Here is a 17,513-nt window from a genome sequence, read left to right on the forward strand (position 1 = left end):
AGCCCCTTCGTTGCCGAACGGGCTTGCGCGTTTGGCGGCGAAGAGGCCGTTTGCATCACCTCAAGGCTTGCAGCTCGACGCCCAGCTCACGTGCACACTGCGCAATCGACCGCTGCTCAGTATCGGCATACAGCCCCAATTCATCGATCACCTTCGCCCCCAGCGCCCGTTCGAAATCGGCCTGGTTGGACTGCGTCCCATAATCGGCCTGTGCGTTATCTCCCAGATTCGACTGGAAGATCCCGGCCGCACTGACCGGCAGGAAATCCTCATACACCAGCGGTTCGAAGCGCACATGGCCCGCTTCGACCAGGCTCTGCAAATCCGCCTTGTGGGAGCGGGTTTTGCCCGCGAAAGCGCCGGCCTCGCGCCCTTCGTCGGTCACGAAATAACGAAAGAACGCCAACCCCTGCTCGCGCATCTGCATCAGGTCATCGGGAAACTCGCTGAACTGCTCGCCCAGCAGCGCCATGTACTCATGGGCGTTGCCCTCGGCCGGGAACCCCGCCAGCGCCTGTCGTGAGGCATTCAGCAACCGGTCATACAGCGCGCGGCCCTTGGCGGTCAGCGCCGCGCCACGTTGCTCGATCTCGCCGAAGCGGGCGGTGTGGCTGCCCATCGCGCCCTCGTGCTGATCGGTGAACGCGACGTGCTCCTGCAACGCCTTGAAGCTGGTCTGACGCAGCAGTATCGGGTGGCGGCGCGTCGGCGGGCCTTCGATCACCGCCTTGGGCGCGATACCTTTGCCCGGCATGCCGGCCTGGACTTGATCGATATCCAGAGTGCGTGGTGTCAGGTGATTGATATGCGGACCCTTGAACGCCACCACGTCGGCGATCAGGCGGTGTTCGTCGTGCAGTGCCTGGTATTCGGTCGCACTGACCGTGGCTTCACGGTGCCAGCGAAACGTCTCCAGCGCCTGTTCGACGAAAGTTTCGCCATCTGCCGGCGAGAGACCGCCCTCCCGCTCGAACTGCTCGATCAGGCTCAAGGACAAGGGTGTGAAAATCTGCCGCTGGTCGAGGATCGTCTGGGCACGTTGACGAAGCGCCGGGTTGTCGATCAGTTCCAGGCGCAGCAAAGAGGTAAAAACCCGGAACGGGCTGGTTTGCAGGGCGTGTTCGTGCACCGCCCGAAACGCCGTCGAATGCACCGGCACGCCGGCCGAGGTCAGGTCGTAATAGCCCACCGGCTGCATCCCCAGCACTGCAAACAGGCGGCGGATAGTCGCTAGCTCATAGGCGCTTCCAAGGCGGATGGCCCCGTGGCGCTCCATGTCCAGGCGCTCGATCTCGCCGGTGCGATGCAAGGATGCCGCGACAGCGGGTTGCTCGGCCAGGACCTTGCTATTGACCTCGCCAACCAGCGCCAGCAGATCGCCGTACAACGGCACTTCCTGTTTATACATGTCGGACATGGCGCGCGAGAATCGGCCGCGCAGGGTATCCGGGCTGACGAAAGCAGGGGTAGACATGAGGCGCTCCACTCGAGGCGTGTTCAGACGCTTATGTAAACTATTCGACGGGCAGTCGCGCAAGCGAAATAAACTCCCGCCGTCATTCCATAAAGTCGGGAACCCGCTGGACGCGTCGTAGTGATAGGTCATTTCGATGGGGTCATTCCGTGGCGGAATAATAAACGGAAGATTGCTCGCTTGTGAGTCGCCGTGCGCCGAGCCGATACTCCCGCTATCTTGGAACCTTCCCGTTTAGCCGATTTGCAGGAGACAGCACATGATTGATGGATTGCTCGAGAGCCTGGGCGTTGCCCACAGTGCCTTCAAGGGCGGCAACCACGCCGTGCATACGCCCATCGACGGCAGCCAGATCGGCGCAGTGACCCTCGAGACCAAAGCCCAGGTGCAGAGCAAGATCGACACCGCCGCCAATGCTTTCCAGCAATGGCGCAACGTGCCGGCCCCGCGTCGTGGCGAGCTGGTGCGCCTGTTCGGCGAAGTGCTGCGGGCGCACAAGGCGCAACTGGGCGAACTGGTGTCCATCGAGGCCGGCAAGATCACCCAGGAAGGCCTGGGCGAAGTGCAGGAGATGATCGACATCTGCGACTTCGCTGTCGGTCTGTCGCGCCAGCTCTATGGCTTGACCATCGCCTCCGAGCGCCCTGGCCACCATATGCGTGAAACCTGGCACCCGCTGGGTGTGGTCGGTGTCATCAGTGCGTTCAACTTCCCGGTGGCCGTCTGGTCGTGGAACACCGCGCTGGCGCTGGTGGCCGGCAACACTGTGCTGTGGAAACCGTCGGAAAAAACCCCGCTGACCGCCCTGGCATGCCAGGCGCTGTTCGAAAAAGCCCTCAAGGCCTTTGGCAGTGATGCCCCGGCCGGTCTCTGCCAGCTGATCATCGGCGACCGTGACGCAGGTGAGGCGCTGGTGGACGATCCGCGCGTGCCATTGGTAAGCGCTACCGGCAGTACTCGCATGGGCCGTGAAGTCGGCCCGCGCGTGGCGGCACGTTTCGGGCGCAGCATCCTCGAACTGGGCGGCAACAACGCGATGATCCTCGCGCCGAGTGCCGATCTCGATCTGGCCGTGCGCGGCATTCTGTTCTCGGCCGTGGGCACGGCCGGCCAACGCTGCACCTCCTTGCGCCGTGTCATCGTGCATGCCTCGATCAAGGATGAAGTACTGGCGCGGGTCAAGGCAGCCTACGGCAAAGTGCGCATCGGTGATCCGCGCGAGAACAATCTGGTCGGGCCGCTGATCGACAAGGCCGCGTACCAGGCCATGCAGGACGCGCTGGCTCAGGCCCGTAATGAGGGCGGCAGCGTGTTCGGAGGCGAGCGACAGTTGCAGGACCAATACCCGAACGGTTACTACGTGACGCCGGCGATTGTCGAGATGCCGGCTCAGAGCGCCGTGGTGCGCCACGAGACGTTTGCGCCGATTCTGTATGTGTTGAGCTATGACGATTTCGATGAGGCGCTGCGCCTGAACAACGAAGTGCCGCAGGGCCTGTCGTCGTGCATTTTCACCACCGACCTGCGCGAGGCCGAGCGTTTCCAGAGCGCGTCGGGCAGTGACTGCGGGATCGCCAACGTCAATATCGGCACCAGCGGCGCAGAAATCGGCGGTGCCTTCGGTGGCGAGAAGGAGACCGGCGGCGGTCGCGAGTCCGGCTCGGATGCCTGGAAGGCCTACATGCGCCGCCAGACCAATACCGTGAACTATTCACGTGAACTGCCGCTGGCGCAGGGTATTGTTTTTGACTGATAGAGCGCCTTGAGACAGTAGCGATCTCTGGGCCGCCTTTGCGGGCAAGCCATGATCCCACAGCCGCAGGACGTTGCATCTGTGTGGCAGCAAGGCGTGCCCGCGAAGGGGCCGTTACTGACAGTACACATTCCCTATTCGAGCCCAGCCATGACAAAACTGCGTCAAGAGTGTCTGTGGGAGCACATCACGCCAGCGGCCTCGGCCGCCGTGGTGCTCAGCGGCGAAACCCGCGCCGACGTGTGCATCATCGGCGCGGGTATCACCGGTTTGTGTGCCGCCCTGCATCTGCTGGAAAACGGCAAATCGGTGGTCCTGGTCGAAGCCCATGAAGTCGGTCATGGGGGTTCCGGGCGCAATGTCGGGCTGGTCAATGCCGGTACCTGGGTCGCGCCTGATGATGTCGATACCGTGCTGGGCCATCAGCATGGCGAGCGCCTGAACCAGGTGTTGGGCGGCGCGCCTGCAGAAGTCTTCGCCCAGATCAAACGCTACGGCATCGACTGCCAGGCGCATAACCAAGGCACCCTGCACATGGCCCACAACAGCAAGGGCGTGGCGGACCTGCAATCGCGGCATGCCCAGTGGTCCCGGCGCGGCGCCAATCTGGAGCTGCTGACCGGCGCCCGCTGCGAAGAGTATTGCGGCACCGACAAGGTCGAGGCGGCGCTGCTCGACCATCGTGCCGGTACCATCAACCCGATGGCCTACAGCCGCGGCCTGGCGGCGGCGGTCGAGCGCCTGGGCGGGCGAATTTTCAGCCGCAGCGCCGTGCAGCAGTTGCAACGCGAAGGCTTCGGCTGGCGAGTCGTCACGCCCGCTGGCCAGGTGGTGGCCGACAAGGTGATCATCTCTACGGGTGCCTATACCGAAGGCGAGTGGACCGACCTCCAACGCAGCTTCTTCCGTGGCTACTACTGCCAAGTCGCCTCGGTGCCGCTCAGTGGCGCCGCTGCCGATACCGTGTTGCCCCATGGCCAAGGCTCGTGGGACACGCGCACCGTGCTCAGCAGCATCCGCCGGGATGACCAGGGGCGCCTGTTGCTGGGCAGCCTGGGCCGACTCGACAACAAACCGGCGGCCTTCATCCGCAGTTGGGCCGACCGCATCCAGCGCCATTATTTCCCGCAGTTGGGCAAGGTCGAGTGGGAGATGCACTGGACCGGCTGCATCGACTTCACCCCCGATCACCTCATGCGCCTGTTCGAACCCGCCGCCGGGCTGGTGTCGGTGAGTGGCTACAACGGCCGTGGCAACACCACGGGTACCGTGCTGGGCAGGGCATTGGCGCAGTTTCTGCTCAATGACGATCCAGCGGATTTGCCCATGCCGTTTTCGGCCAACAAGCCCGTCCGAGCGGCCAGCCTGCGGACCTTGATGTACGAGACAGGCTTCTCGCTTTATCACGCCGGGCAGTGTTTGCGGGTCGTGTTGTAAGTCGCCCCTTGCGGCACCGGGTGACGCGCCGCCGTCACCCGCATCCCCTGAATCACGGGTCCATATCGGCGAAAAGTCCGTGGTATGGATATTGCTTCTGCCCATCGGTATCAGCGCCTAAACCCATAATTCGCCGAATAGTTGGCGCAATCCGGTTTCCAGGAGTGTCTTCGTGCCGCGTTCTTTGTACGCCCCTCGCCCCAACCCCTATTACGTCTATGCCATGGACTACCGGCGCAATTCCGCCGGTATCCGCGTCATGCATGCGTTGTGCGATGCCCTCGTGCAATCCGGTCTGGAGGCGTACGTATTCGGCAACATCCTCAACCCTGGGCTGATGACGCCACGCCTGACCGAAGATGTCATCAAGCGTCACCGCGAGCACGGGGTCGAGCCCGTTGTGGTGTATCCCGAGGTGATCGGCAGCAACCCTTTGGCTGGCAACGTGGTGGTGAGGTACCTGCTTAACTGGCCAGGTTTCCTGACGGTCCATGGGAGTACCGGCTATGGGCGGGACGATATTCTCTATGCCTATACCAAAGACTTGCTGATGCCGGGGCAGCCAGAAGATCAGATCCTGTTCATGCCGCCTCATGACCGACGAGTGTTCAAACTGCCTGACGATCCGGCCAAGCGCGTTCCGGGCAAAGTCTGTTACTACCAAGGGCGCGCCAATCAGGTCAAGATCGACCCGGCCTTGCTGGCAGAGGACTCCGTCGAGATCACCACCAGCTATCCCGCCTCTTGGGAAGCCATGGCCGATCTGTTCCAAAGCTGTGAATATTTTTATTGCACCGAGTCCTCGGCGTTGGCTGGGGAGGCGGCGCTGTGCGGCTGCGTCTGCGTGATATTGCCGAACGAGTGGGTGCCCAGCCTCATCGGCCAGAGCGAAACCCAGGGGCTCGGCCTCGCCTGGGGGCTGGCGCCCGAGCAACTGCAGTGGGCTCGCGATACCTTGCCGTTGTTCCGCGAGCGGATGCTGCAGCAGGAGGCCGAGTTCTGGAAGTCGCTGGACGCCTTTATCGAGGTGACTCAGCAGGCTTCGCGGGACTATCAGGCGCGGCCCAGGATCGACGAGGTCAGCCGCTGGCTGGCGCCGCGGGTCCTGAGTGCGCAGCAGCAGGCACAGGTGAACGCCCGTATCGAGCAGTATCCCGTGCCTTCGCTGCAATGGCTGATCATCGACAGCGAAGGCGCGGCCCAGCCGCTGCAGCGCAGTGTCGACAGCATCAACGCTTTGCTCGGCGTGATCGATGCCGATATCCGCATTCACGTGTTGAGCATCGAGCCCGGGAGCGTGCTGCCGCAAGCCAACCTGCTGGCGCAGCAGCTCGCGGCGGATGCGGGCGTCGAGCAAGTGAATGAGGTGCTGATGGCCTCGTCGGCGCAGTGGTTCATGTTGCTGCAGGCAGGCGACGAGCTCACCGTCGGCGGTTTCGTGGCGATGGCGCTGGAGCTGGCGGGCACCGGTGATCGCCGTGCGCTGTACACCGACGAGGTGATGCGCATGGAGGATGGCAGCAAGGGCCTGCTGCTTCGTCCTGACCTGAATCTCGACCTGTTGCTCAGCTGCCCGGCGAGCATGGCGCGCCACTGGCTGTTCCACCGCGAAACGTGGCAGGCAATGGGCGGCTTCGACCAACAGTTCGGCCAGGCTTTCGAGCTCGAATACATTTTGCGCCTGATCGAGACGCGCGGCTTCGAGGGCCTGGGGCATGTCAGCGAGCCGTTGCTGGTCGGCGATGTGCTCAGCCTGCACGATCAACCGCAAGTGCGCGCAGTCATCGAGCGTCACCTGCATACCCGCGGCTTCGAGCGGGCGACGGTGGCCTCCAGCAGGCCGGGTTGCTACGAACTCGATTTCGCGCACAGCGCCACTCCGATGGTCAGCATCGTGATCCTCGTGGACGGGCAGTTGGCCAAGGTGCAGCGCTGTACCGACAGCCTGCTCGAAAATACGCCGTACGCTCACTATGAATTGCTGCTGCTGGATCGCGCCAACCAAGACCCGCAAGTTGCAGGCTGGCTCAGTGGCATCGAGCAGCTCGGCATCGCCCATCTGCGCGTGCTCAGGTACGCAGCCGAGGCTCCCCAGGCGCTGCTCAATCACGCCGCCAGCCAAGCGCGCGGCGAGTTCCTGGTATTCCTCGATTGCACCACCGGTGTGCTGCATAAGGATTGGCTGCAGCAGTTGCTCAATCATGGCCAACGACCCGAGGTCGGCTGCGTGGGGCCGATGCTGATCGGCGGCGACGGCAAGATCAGTCGGGCCGGCCTGGTGCTGGGGCTGGGCGGATCGGTTGGCGCGCCGGGCCAGGGCATGGCGGCGGATTCGGTCGGCTACATGCAGCGCCTGCAGGTCGACCAGAACTTCTCGGCGCTCAGTGGCCAGTGCCTGATGGTCCGTCAGGAGCACTTCATCGCCGTGGGCGGCTTCGATGAGCAGCTGCATCCCTGGTCCAACGTCGACCTGTGCTTGAAGATCCAGCAAGCCGGGTATCTGAATGTGTGGACGCCGCGGGTCAAGTTGCTGCTCAGCGGCCAAGAAGCCGAGAAGCCCAGCGCGGAGCAGACCGACAGGCTGTATGAACGCTGGCTACCGGTGCTGGCCCGTGATCCGGCCTATAACCGCCATTTTTCGCTGATCGCCGACGCTGCGTTCAAACCGGCTGAAAGTGCGCTGTCGTGGCGTCCTCTGGCGGCCTGGAAGCCCGTGCCAACAGTGCTGGTGCACCCCGTGGAAAAACTGGCGTGCGGCTGGCAACGCATCATCGCGCCGCTGGATGCCATGCGCGCCGCCGGTTCGGTTGAAGGGGTACATGCGCCGCGGGTGCTGTCGGCGGTCGAACTGGAACGCTTCGATCCAGACGTGATCGTGCTTCAGCACCAGCTGACCTTGCAGAGTCTGGTCGACATGCAACGGATGAAGCGGTTTTCCCGAGCATTCAAAGTGTACGACCTGGATGCCTATTTGCCCGACCAGCCAGCGTTCGCGCGGCTGCGCCAGCCACCCGAGCAGGTGGTCGAGATGATGGGCCAGGCGTTTGCCTGCATGGATCGGGTGGTGGTATCGAACCCGGTGCTGGCGCAGGTATTCGAGGGCTTCAATCCGGACATCCGCATCCTGCCGACGCGCCTCGACCCGCTGCGCTGGGGCGGCCTGAGCAGTGCCCGGCGCTGTTCGGTCAAGCCACGCATCGGTTGGGTCGGCGGTATCCCCCAGGCGGGTGACCTGCGCGTCATCAGCGAGGCGATCAAGGCGCTGGCCGATGAAGTGGAGTGGGTGGTGCTCGGCTCTTGCCCGGACGACCTGCGGCCGTATATGCATGAAGTACGCAAGGGCGTGCCACTGGCGTCCTATCCCACAGCCTTGGCCTCGTTGAACCTGGATCTCGCGGTGGTACCGCTGGAGGCGAACTTGATCAACCGCTGCAGCAGCCACCAGCGCCTGCTGGAATACGCCATGTGCGGCGTGCCGGTGATCTGCAGCGACCTGGAGCCCTTCCAGGGTGACTTGCCGGTTACCCGCGTGAAGAATGTTCATGAGGACTGGATGCGCTACCTGCGGGCCTATTTGAGTGACCTGGACTCGGTGGCGCTGCTCGGCGATGCGTTCCGCGCCCAGGTGCAGCGCGACTGGATGCTGGACGAGGCGAGCGTCGCAGCCTGGCGGTCGGTGTGGTTGCCTGACTGACGGGCGGCGGCTCATTGCGTCGCCGGCCGATACTGCAGCGCCTCGGCGATATGGCTGCGCTGTATGTGTTCCACCTGTTGCAGATCCGCCAGAGTACGCGCGACTTTCAATAGCCGGTGGGCCGAGCGCAGCGACAAGGTCAAGCGTTCGCAGGCTGTTTCCAGCCATTGCTCGTCGGCCTTGCTCAGCGGGCAGTGTTCGCGCAAGCCGGGCAGGTCGAGAAAGGCGTTCGCGCAGCCTTGTCGCAGATTTTGCCGGTCTCGCGCCTCGGCTACCTGCTGCGCGGCATTGGCGCTGTCGTCTCCTGCGGTCGGTTGATGGGTGAGGGCGGTGGCCTCCCGCGCGACGGTGAGGTGCAGGTCGATACGATCAAGCAGTGGGCCGGAGAGTTTGTTGCGGTAGCGCTGGATCTGGTCGGCGCTGCACTGGCAACGGCCTGTCGATTCGCCCAGATAGCCGCAGGGGCACGGGTTCATCGCTGCCACCAGTTGGAAACGCGCCGGGAAGCGAATCCGGTCGCGAGCGCGGGCGATGACGATTTCGCCGCTTTCCAGCGGTTCGCGCAGCACTTCCAATACTTTTCGATCGAACTCCGGTATTTTCCTTAATGCCCGTCTAATCGTTCATTTGATCCCATTGCGTTATTGCCTAGGTTTCCTTTGCATCAGCAGTCTTTTCTTTTTCCTCAAATGAGAAGGCTCAACCTGGATAGGGAATGCGCCTGATCGAATCCTAGTTTTTAATCACATTTCTGGCGTCGCCCGTTACACTGCCCTTATGAGGTAAGCATCACTCAACCTCGGCTATCGCTTGGTAATTGCCAGCATTCGAAGGACTTTATTAGATGCCAATCACTCCAGAAGCTCTGTATATCCAGCTCGGGCAATTCATCACCGAAATGCCAGACCTTCGAAACCATGGCTGGAACAACCCGGAGGGACAGCGGTGGTTAGGACGGGCCACGGTTTTGGTGGAAGCGGCTGGTGACTTGGTCGATGCGTTAAACTTCAAAACGACAGCTCAAAACTTATCCAGCAACCCTTACATCCCAGGACATGACGCTGCTGTACAGCGGATGACGGCCATTCTGTATCGAGCGCTTGCTCGGGCTGAAATGGAAGCTCCCGCTGCATTGAGAAATAGCTTCATACCCACTGGAGAACCTTATACGGCGCTGAGCGCTGTTGGCCGCGCTCTTGGAGACGCAAGCCAGTCCATTTTTATCATCGACCCTTATGCCGACGCCAATCTCTTGGATGAGTACGTACTTCAGGCACGAGAGGGAGTATCGATACGAATACTCGCAGATACCAAAGGTGTGAAGCCGGGGCTACTGCCAGCGATGCAGCGATGGATTGCACAGTTTTCAGCTGCCCGGCCCCTTGAAGTCCGCCTTGCACCGGCCCGTACTTTACATGATCGATTGATTATTTTAGATAACGCGACCGCGTGGAGCATTGGACAATCGTTCAATGCCCTTGCTGCCAGATCCCCTACTGCGATTGTCAGGTTTGATCAGGAAACAGCGGCAATGAAGGTTGCCGCTTACGATCAGCTATGGGCTACCTCTCCAGCACTCACATAGGTCAGCGGGCGGATCGGGCGACGACACCCGCTCATTCAGGCCTTGGCCGGTGGAGTCGTAAGCGCTGCTTAGTGATCCCGAATTGGCTCATTGAACAGAAAAAAAGGCTTAAGGTGCCAGATTGGGATCCTTACGTGTACTGGTCATCGAAGGCCAGCGAACTGCGTCAGCCCCCACTCACTTACGCTCGAAGTCGTGGTAGATCCGGGGCACATTCGGCAGCGGAGATGCTAGCCAACGTTCCAAGGCAGATCCAAGTGAGACTCCAGCGGCATGGCGCGGGCCGTCATTCCTTCAACATCTTGAAGATCAACCGCGCCCTCCTGAATGTGAAGCTTGGCATCAGCCACATAACGATCCAGTAGGGGGGCTCGCGCCAACAATACTCGAACCCGTGCTTTAAGACGCTGCCCCTCAGGATGTTCACAAGCAATCAACCTGCCTATACGCCCCATTACCCTACGTACTTCCTTTTCATCCTCAGCGGACAACTGACCTGAATTACCTTCGAAGCGATCCTCAAGCTGTTTCACGGCAGCACGGATAGCCAGCCGGGCTCTTTTTGGAAGCGCCGGTATCGGCCCGTTCACCACCAATCCGGTCACAGTGACGGCCTCGGCTTTCTCTCCGGTAATCAATGCTTGTCCACGCTTACGAACATGCATCTTGTTCCGCTTCTGCAGGCAGCCTTTTTGTCCGAGCATCCATGTGACCGAGGCAATAACTTGGGTCGTAGCGGCTGAAGCTATACGAGTTTTGCTCGACACAGTGATGTCATCTGCGAAGCGCGAATACGCCATTCCCTGAGTTTTAAAACGAGTGACCAGCGCCGGCTCAATGTCCCAGAAAACCAGGTTTGCCAGGTAGCTACTTGTGCTCGCACCCTGTGGAACCTGCCCCTCCCGAGTAACTAGGCTCGCAAGCAGGGAGGCTACGTCTGCGGAAAAGCGAAACAGGCCCACGAATAAGCGCTGGATGTGCTCGGTGGTGATCGATGGGAAGAAATCAACGATGTCTTGGAGGATAACTGTTTTGGCACCGGTATGAATCCGAGCGTTTGAGTAGATGCTGCGAGGGAATTTGGGATCTTTAATGCCGCCGTGCAGGTATTCAGGGTAGGTGACCTTGCTGAGCACCCGATCCACGATCTTACGCTGAATGGTCTTCAGCGGCTCATGGGCATCATAAGTGTGCCGGGGCGTTATGCCGTCTTTTTTTGTTTGGGGCACGTAGCGATAAAGGCGGGAGCTACGCTGGGCTAGCGCAAGAAGTCTTTCAGCAGGCTCTCCAAGAGCACGTGCCAAGGCTTTGATACTGTTGATGGAGCTGTGCGGATAGAACGGGGCATCCATGTCCAAGCTTCCGTTGATGGGCCGGCCCCGAAGAACCGGCCCCTCTGAATTCGAATGATGTGGTTTGTTGTGTCATGAGAGGTTCTCAATAAATGGAATCACCACTGTCTCGACAAAATCCCAGCCCTCAACAGCCTTTTCCCATAACCAGATGCATAGACGAATACGTGCGATCCACTTGAGCAGGGTTACTGCTTTCGCCTTTACCCACGCAATCCGACCCGCTTTAGGTTCTTGAGATGGAGCTGTCTCGATGACACGAGCATCTTCACTGTTGTGCATAGACTGACGCGCCTTGCGACGCGCTAGGTTCTTTAAATTAGCCATGACTGTGTTCCCAACGACAGGCGAAATTGCCCCGCCGCTAAGCATTCCGGGCCGAAAGGAACGCTGAAGATGCCACTACAAACCACAGTTCTGCTTATCAAGTCCCTTGATAAGCCGTCCGCCGCATTACCGCCGCATCACTTTTCGCCTCAACGCATCAAACGCTCAGAGACAACCCTTTGATCACCTTTGGGATTGCCCTGGGCGCTAAGCACTGAGGAGCGATGGGCAGCACCAACCTGCGCGGCGAAGAAAGCCAAGGAGAACCCCAAGGCCGACCAGTTTCCTGATCAACAACCGCAAGCCCGAATCTTGAGTCATGTTTAAAGAGCACCTGGGTGGTAGCACCCAGCAGATACAGTTTTTAGCAGAGTAATCGAACCAGCCACAACTGATATTTGTTGCAAAAATTGTTTTCCTAATTGGTCGTTTTTTTGACTGCCAAAAGCGTCAAATTTCGACGATTCAGCTTTAGAAATCGCTGGTATGGAGGTGGGGAAGCAGAGCCGTCCAAGGGTTGTGCAGCCAGACTCGTTGACCTATGATCATGGCCAGGCGGTGATGGTCGCCAGGCGCCTGTTTCGCGAAGCAATAGCCCATCGTAGATACACCCTCTCGTTTTACATCGGCATGTCCCTAACCAGACGCTGCCCGGTGAACAGGCAATCGGTAACCAAAGCGTCTATGGTTTTGGAGACATTGCTATGTCCAATTTTTCCCCGCTTAACATTTTCAAATCCCAAGCTAAGCAGCTCGTTCGTGATCAGGACGTAAAGCTTTCTGTCGCTCAAGAGACCCTCGCACGGAAAGCTGGCTTTGCTGATTACCATGAGCTTGCCGTGGTCGCTCAGCGGAACCCCGAGGATCCGCGCCTGATGATGGCCGTCTTTGGGATCAAGGATTTTGACGACGCGATCCACGAGGACGATGTCTTCTCGGATCTGGATCAGGAGTTGGAAGATCAGCTGTCCGGTGCGATTGCGGAGACAAACGCAAGCGGGTTCACGGTGGACGCCTTAACGGTCGATGCTACTCAATACGCTGATTCAACCGGGATACTGAGCTTGGGGGTTTCGCTGACCTATCAGGGCGAGCAAGACCAAGATCGGGTGTATCACGGTGCAGCATTCTTCCTTACTGCCACAGTCGAGTTGCTTCGCCGTGATGGTAAGTGGTTGCTTGCAGAGGATGGCGTATCCATCTCCAGTATGGAATCGGATGCTGATCGAGATCGCAGGTCTGAGCACGAATATTGGGCTCAGGTGGAAGAGGCTCGAAACAGCAACCGCATGTCCATGGCGCAAGCACTCGCAAGCGAACTGGGGATATCGGTCGAGGATGGCGAGCTGTTGGCGGGCTCAGAGATCACCAACAACGAGTCGGATGATGGTCTCGTGTACAGCTACTGGATCAATTTTGAACCTGAAGCTGAAGGCGAACTGAGGGCAGACTTGCTTGCGCGTTTTGGCTCGCTGGAGTACGAGCTACACGCAAACTTCTTCGATGATGTTGAACACGAGTTCTGATATTGATGAGGTGATGGCCAGCTTCATGCTGGCCATTCAAGACTCCACGAAGGCAGAAGCGCAGGGTAGCGAAATGACAACAATCTACTTCGACGAATCAGGCAACACAGGGCGCCAGCTGGCCGATCTCGACCAACCACTGTTTATCCTTGGCTCGTGTGACTTCAGCGCTGAAGAGTGTGAGCAACTGCTCCGCCCACTGCGCTCCAGGCAGGCGCCTGAAATCCACTTCAAAAAGCTTCGAAAGACTGGGCGGGGGCAAGATCGGGTCATTGAGCTATTCCGGTCTGATCTAGTGACGCCTGAGCGCTTCAAGGCGCAGGTGTTTCACAAGCGGTTTATGCTACTGACTAAGGTGATCGATGACCTCCTGGAGCCGCTGCTTTTCTACCAATTCGATTTCAACATCTATGAGAATGGCCAGAACATTGCTCTGAGCAACATGCTCTTCGCTTGCCTTCCACTCGCAGTGGGAGATGCCTGCTTTGATCAATTTCTCTCCCTCTACTACGACATGTGCGGCGAGAAGAGCGAGGAAGCTATCACCGCGTTCTACGAGCATTTAGAGGTGATGAAAGAAGCTGCCGCACAGAGCACGCTGCCGATGGAGTGGGAGCTTGAGATGCTGTCAATGACCTCGGTAATTGTTCGGGATGCCCTCGAAGATCTGCCCAAGAGTACCTTCAACCCTGCAATCCCGGCTTTTTTTTCGCTGTGTGTTGAATGGGGACGGCAGCACGCCCGGTTCGACGCGATATGCGATGACTCGGAGCCCCTGGAACGTCAGGCAGATTTTTTCAAGGCAATCGCCGAGCTCGAAGAACAGGCGGAAGAGCAACAAGTGATCGGTTTCGGAAACGCCCAGATTGAGCTGCCTCTGAGGCTGAATACGTTGACCTTCAGCGCATCACACGACTCTGACGGTATCCAGCTTACCGACGTACTAACCAGCGCGCTCTCGTACTACTACACCAAGCGGCAAAAGGGTGAAACTGACGATGAGTTCTTCATGAAGCTGGACAGCCTAGGCTTTTTGCATGATTTCGTGAGCGGCTGTGTTTGGCCGACGACTGACGTCACTCCGGAAGCACTTGGAAGGGCTGGTGATGAAGGAGGGCACAACCCAGCGAATGCCTTCGCTGACTATATGATGGCACGAGACAGGCAAGATTAGCCCCAGGCCATAATGGCGGCGCCCAAATGAGATCCGACTCTAAGGGATGCTTATGATCACCAGTTCCCTCGCTGAGCGGTTGCGGGAGGCTCAGCACGTCGTGGTCTTTACTGGCGCTGGTGCATCAGCAGAAAGCGGCATCCCAACATTCCGAGATGCTTTGACGGGGCTGTGGGAGCGGTTTGATCCTGCACAGCTCGCCACCAGCGACGCATTCCGAGCTGATCCATCACTGTGTTGGGGGTGGTACGAGTGGCGTCGGCACAAGGTTCTGCAGGCGCAGCCAAACGGTGCTCATTTCGCTATCGCTGAGCTTGCCAGCCGGGTGCCTAAACTGACTGTCGTCACGCAAAATGTTGATGACCTTCATGAGCGAGCCGGCAGCCAAAATGTGGTTCATCTACATGGCAGCCTGCATTCACCCCGCTGCATCGATTGTGGACAGGCGCATACCTTATCCCTCGCGTCCGACGCCTTGCCGGGAGATGGAAGTCGGATTGAGCCCCCCCGATGCAGTGCGTGTAGCGGGTATGTGAGGCCTGGCGTTGTATGGTTTGGCGAGATGCTGCCCGAGGGCGCATGGAGCGTAGGGCTCGCCGCTGCCGAGGAGTGTGATGTGTTTCTGTCGATTGGTACGTCCGGGATCGTTTACCCGGCTGCGGAGCTTCCGCTACGTGCTTTGGGGCGTGGGGCGACTGTTGTTCACATTAATCCTGCGCAATTTAAGGTGAGTAGTCAGGAGCATTTTCTTCAGGGCCCGGCCTCGGTGATGATGCAGAGCCTGCTTCGCGAAGCCTTTGGCGACCATCCTGTCTCGTAGTTGGATGGCTATTTCCGGTAGATTCGGTTTGAGCTTGACCCCTTCGGGGCACGGCTGGCGTGAACCAAAACCTGGCTGCGCTAGGTTTTGGCCCTGCGGGCTTTCATCCTCAAGCCTCTGGCCCGTCGCGGGCCGGCGCGCTCCGCTTGCACTTGGGACTACCATCCAAGATTGCGCCTGTATCTTACTCTGGGAAAAGTTAAAAAACCCATGAGGATCTCAACTCCCCCAAAGTGGCTAGCTATATGATTCCTAGAATATTAGCCCCCAAGTCGCCCAGTGAAAAAAATCTAGGGGATCCAAGCCTATCGACCTGATAGAGTATGCCGATGCGCCTATCGCAAAAACAAGAGACAACAAAGGCTTAGTTATACTTTTGCTTGGATTTTCTTTTTGTGCATTTTCTGCTGATTTAGCTAAGCCAACGAGCCCAATACAAAAAGCTATGACGCCGAAGATCAAGCCTATGACGACTTTGGAAGCCGAGTCTACAAAGCTCCCAAAAACCAGAGCCCTTAGAATAGAGGCAAGACAACCGGCCACTAGCAAAAAAAAACCTACAAGTATTAAAAACGCAACAACCTTTTCTCTTCTTTTCATCTCACCCAACCCACGCTATCGCGCACCAAACCAAGAAGGTATAACTCGAACAACGAACACACTATAGATCTCCCGACAAAAAATCCTCGCCTGAAATATAGAGCCTTGAAGATTCCTTGTCGACATAAATAAAGTCCGCATTGTTCGACATCCCTCCAAACCAAATACCCCTATCTCCTTTAATTTTCCCGTGCGGAGTATTAAAGGTAAGCGCCTCACCAATCGAGAAGCCGTACCTGTTTAACTTTGAACTAAATAGACCATCCTTACCTTTAGGGTACTGAGAAAACCTGACCGAGTTATAGTTCGGCTTAAGCAGGCTCACGAATGCTTTCTCAGCATCAGCCAAAATAGCTTTTTTATCGTAATCCATATCTGTATCTATATCATCACTAGGGCCGGCCACGTGTAAGGCCAGTGATTCAATCTTGAATAAGAACAGAAATATTTCGTCTGAAACCCTAGCTCCCGGCGCACGCTGCTTTTCATTGCTTAAGATGTCTGCCTTTGCATGATGCCCATTAGCTATAAGTCGCTCGTAACTATCTCCTTTCTTTGCGATCCCAACATATAGCAGATCAAATACCATAAGCTCTTTATACTTTTCCAGTCCGCTAACGCCCTCGAGCCTGCACGACCTAGACCATAGCAAGCTCTCAGGCGTGTAGCGCTCAATCAGCAACTCATCCCCATCTCGATCATAATAAATCTGAATATCTTTCTTGCCACAACGTACTTTTGCTGTTTCACCAGAGAAGCTTTTCATCGGCGGGAGCTCATTCAGGCATATAGATCCACTATCCTGAACCTCCTCTCCTGAAAACAAATCAAAGTATATTATCTCGCCTTCACCCCTAAAGTTTTCAAAGGTCAAGCTAGACTTTCCGCCAATCATGTAGAAATCACTTTCCTTCATGTGATTTTGTACTGGCTGACCTTTAAAGCTGTAGGCATCCTGGCTAGACAAAGGAGGAAATACCAGGCTTAGAGTTGAGATTTTAGCTCTATTCGACATCAGGTTTAGTCTCGATTTAAGCTCACGTTATTAGCTGTATAGAAAGCGCTCTGCTACGTACCCGTATGTGGGTGCAGACTATTCTTTAAATGAAAGGTGAACTGCTGTAGACTTTTCTATCGCTAATAGCCCATTGACTAGACTCGCGAAGAGTTTCGCCCCGTCTAACGGCGCTCACGTAGGCGCGTCCCATCAGGTAACTAGCTTCATGGCAGGTCAACATCAATCACTCCTTGATTCATCATGGCGTTGAGCATTCCGGTTTGCTACAGCAGGGATTGGCACCGCTTACTGAGTCACTCGGGATGGGGTACGGCGGCCACTACAGAGCCATCATATCTTCTAAGGAGGTTCTGAAAAAGGGATCCTGCCCCCTTGCAAATCACAGAACACAAATCACCATGCTTTTCGAGAAAAATTAGATGCCTTCGCCGATGCCGCGTACGCAGGTAAGCACGAAGGCGTCAAAAAGGAGTTGCTATTGATCGAGATGGATCGGGACGCCCTGATCGTCCCCACTATTTGGAGGGGCGATGACGGCCGTCCGGTCTATCGTTCGCCTGGTGTAGAACGGGTTCGGTTGCAGTTCCGGAATGAAATAGGCTTTCTACGAAACCACGAATCTGCTCCATTTTACCCGGCTGCATTTGGATCTAATTTCAGGTGCCCCTTATTTGGCCGCTGTAAAAGCTTGAATCAACTGTCGGAATTATGCGAATCCGCAACGGGTATCTGAGGGATTGCCGCCTGCCATTG

The 17,513-nt window shown here is 57.9% G+C and carries 11 protein-coding genes and 1 pseudogene; 7 read left to right on the plus strand and 5 right to left on the minus strand.

All coding sequences use genetic code 11. From position 1 onward, the window contains the following. Positions 1 to 55: 55 nt before the first annotated feature. Entirely contained in the window at positions 56 to 1,474 is a 1,419-nt protein-coding gene (locus REH34_RS16365; protein ID WP_311968465.1) for a VOC family protein, read from the minus strand. A 259-nt stretch (positions 1,475 to 1,733) separates the two neighbouring features. Between REH34_RS16365 and REH34_RS16370 the strand changes: the two genes are divergently transcribed. The 3 genes from REH34_RS16370 to REH34_RS16380 all read left to right on the plus strand — a co-directional run bounded on the left by REH34_RS16370 (position 1,734) and on the right by REH34_RS16380 (position 8,358). Then, on the plus strand, positions 1,734 to 3,227 hold the full coding sequence (locus REH34_RS16370; protein WP_275948749.1) for an aldehyde dehydrogenase family protein: 1,494 nt from the start codon (positions 1,734 to 1,736) through the stop codon (positions 3,225 to 3,227). Positions 3,228 to 3,377: 150 nt separating this feature from the next. Beyond that, positions 3,378 to 4,664, plus strand: coding sequence for an FAD-binding oxidoreductase (locus REH34_RS16375; RefSeq protein WP_311968466.1), 1,287 nt, complete (start codon positions 3,378 to 3,380; stop codon positions 4,662 to 4,664). Between the two features lie 172 nt (positions 4,665 to 4,836). Further along, entirely contained in the window at positions 4,837 to 8,358 is a 3,522-nt protein-coding gene (locus tag REH34_RS16380) for a glycosyltransferase (RefSeq protein WP_311968467.1), read from the plus strand. An 11-nt stretch (positions 8,359 to 8,369) separates the two neighbouring features. On the opposite strand, the pseudogene REH34_RS16385 reads toward REH34_RS16380, so the two are convergent. Further along, positions 8,370 to 8,966: pseudogene (locus REH34_RS16385) on the minus strand (ATP-binding protein); the annotation flags it as partial. Between the two features lie 236 nt (positions 8,967 to 9,202). Here REH34_RS16385 and REH34_RS16390 point away from each other — a divergent pair. Beyond that, on the plus strand, positions 9,203 to 9,943 hold the full coding sequence (locus tag REH34_RS16390; protein ID WP_122275607.1) for a phosphatidylserine/phosphatidylglycerophosphate/cardiolipin synthase family protein: 741 nt from the start codon (positions 9,203 to 9,205) through the stop codon (positions 9,941 to 9,943). Positions 9,944 to 10,173: 230 nt separating this feature from the next. Here the strand turns inward: REH34_RS16390 and REH34_RS16395 are convergent, their stop codons facing one another. Beyond that, the gene (locus tag REH34_RS16395) at positions 10,174 to 11,295 is read right to left on the minus strand and encodes a reverse transcriptase family protein (protein ID WP_311968468.1); all 1,122 of its coding nucleotides are present in this window, start codon (positions 11,293 to 11,295) and stop codon (positions 10,174 to 10,176) included. Between the two features lie 72 nt (positions 11,296 to 11,367). Beyond that, the gene (locus REH34_RS16400) at positions 11,368 to 11,622 is read right to left on the minus strand and encodes a hypothetical protein (RefSeq protein WP_311968469.1); all 255 of its coding nucleotides are present in this window, start codon (positions 11,620 to 11,622) and stop codon (positions 11,368 to 11,370) included. Between the two features lie 704 nt (positions 11,623 to 12,326). Here REH34_RS16400 and REH34_RS16405 point away from each other — a divergent pair. From REH34_RS16405 to REH34_RS16415, 3 genes are read left to right on the plus strand one after another with little or no spacing between them, the layout of a single operon-like run. Then, positions 12,327 to 13,148, plus strand: a complete 822-nt coding sequence (locus REH34_RS16405) for a hypothetical protein (RefSeq protein ID WP_311968470.1) — start codon at positions 12,327 to 12,329, stop codon at positions 13,146 to 13,148. Beyond that, on the plus strand, positions 13,126 to 14,322 hold the full coding sequence (locus tag REH34_RS16410) for a DUF3800 domain-containing protein (RefSeq protein ID WP_311968471.1): 1,197 nt from the start codon (positions 13,126 to 13,128) through the stop codon (positions 14,320 to 14,322). Before REH34_RS16405 ends, REH34_RS16410 begins: the two co-directional genes overlap by 23 nt. A gap of 52 nt (positions 14,323 to 14,374) precedes the next feature. Then, positions 14,375 to 15,142, plus strand: coding sequence for an NAD-dependent deacylase (locus tag REH34_RS16415; protein ID WP_311968472.1), 768 nt, complete (start codon positions 14,375 to 14,377; stop codon positions 15,140 to 15,142). Positions 15,143 to 15,803: 661 nt separating this feature from the next. Here the strand turns inward: REH34_RS16415 and REH34_RS16420 are convergent. After that, on the minus strand, positions 15,804 to 16,658 hold the full coding sequence (locus REH34_RS16420) for a hypothetical protein (RefSeq protein ID WP_311968473.1): 855 nt from the start codon (positions 16,656 to 16,658) through the stop codon (positions 15,804 to 15,806). Positions 16,659 to 17,513: the final 855 nt, after the last annotated feature.

The organism is Pseudomonas baltica (assembly GCF_031880315.1).
In the GTDB taxonomy this organism is placed as follows: domain Bacteria; phylum Pseudomonadota; class Gammaproteobacteria; order Pseudomonadales; family Pseudomonadaceae; genus Aquipseudomonas.

Bases quoted from the DNA above. Each gene is read 5' to 3' on its own strand.
- REH34_RS16370 (WP_275948749.1), top strand. From the start codon at position 1,734: ATGATTGATGGATTGCTCGAGAGCCTGGGCGTTGCCCACAGTGCCTTC.
- REH34_RS16395 (WP_311968468.1), bottom strand. From the start codon at position 11,295: ATGGATGCCCCGTTCTATCCGCACAGCTCCATCAACAGTATCAAAGCC.
- REH34_RS16400 (WP_311968469.1), bottom strand. From the start codon at position 11,622: ATGGCTAATTTAAAGAACCTAGCGCGTCGCAAGGCGCGTCAGTCTATG.
- REH34_RS16405 (WP_311968470.1), top strand. From the start codon at position 12,327: ATGTCCAATTTTTCCCCGCTTAACATTTTCAAATCCCAAGCTAAGCAG.
- REH34_RS16365 (WP_311968465.1), bottom strand. From the start codon at position 1,474: ATGTCTACCCCTGCTTTCGTCAGCCCGGATACCCTGCGCGGCCGATTC.
- REH34_RS16410 (WP_311968471.1), top strand. From the start codon at position 13,126: ATGATGTTGAACACGAGTTCTGATATTGATGAGGTGATGGCCAGCTTC.
- REH34_RS16415 (WP_311968472.1), top strand. From the start codon at position 14,375: ATGATCACCAGTTCCCTCGCTGAGCGGTTGCGGGAGGCTCAGCACGTC.
- REH34_RS16420 (WP_311968473.1), bottom strand. From the start codon at position 16,658: ATGAAGGAAAGTGATTTCTACATGATTGGCGGAAAGTCTAGCTTGACC.
- REH34_RS16375 (WP_311968466.1), top strand. From the start codon at position 3,378: ATGACAAAACTGCGTCAAGAGTGTCTGTGGGAGCACATCACGCCAGCG.
- REH34_RS16390 (WP_122275607.1), top strand. From the start codon at position 9,203: ATGCCAATCACTCCAGAAGCTCTGTATATCCAGCTCGGGCAATTCATC.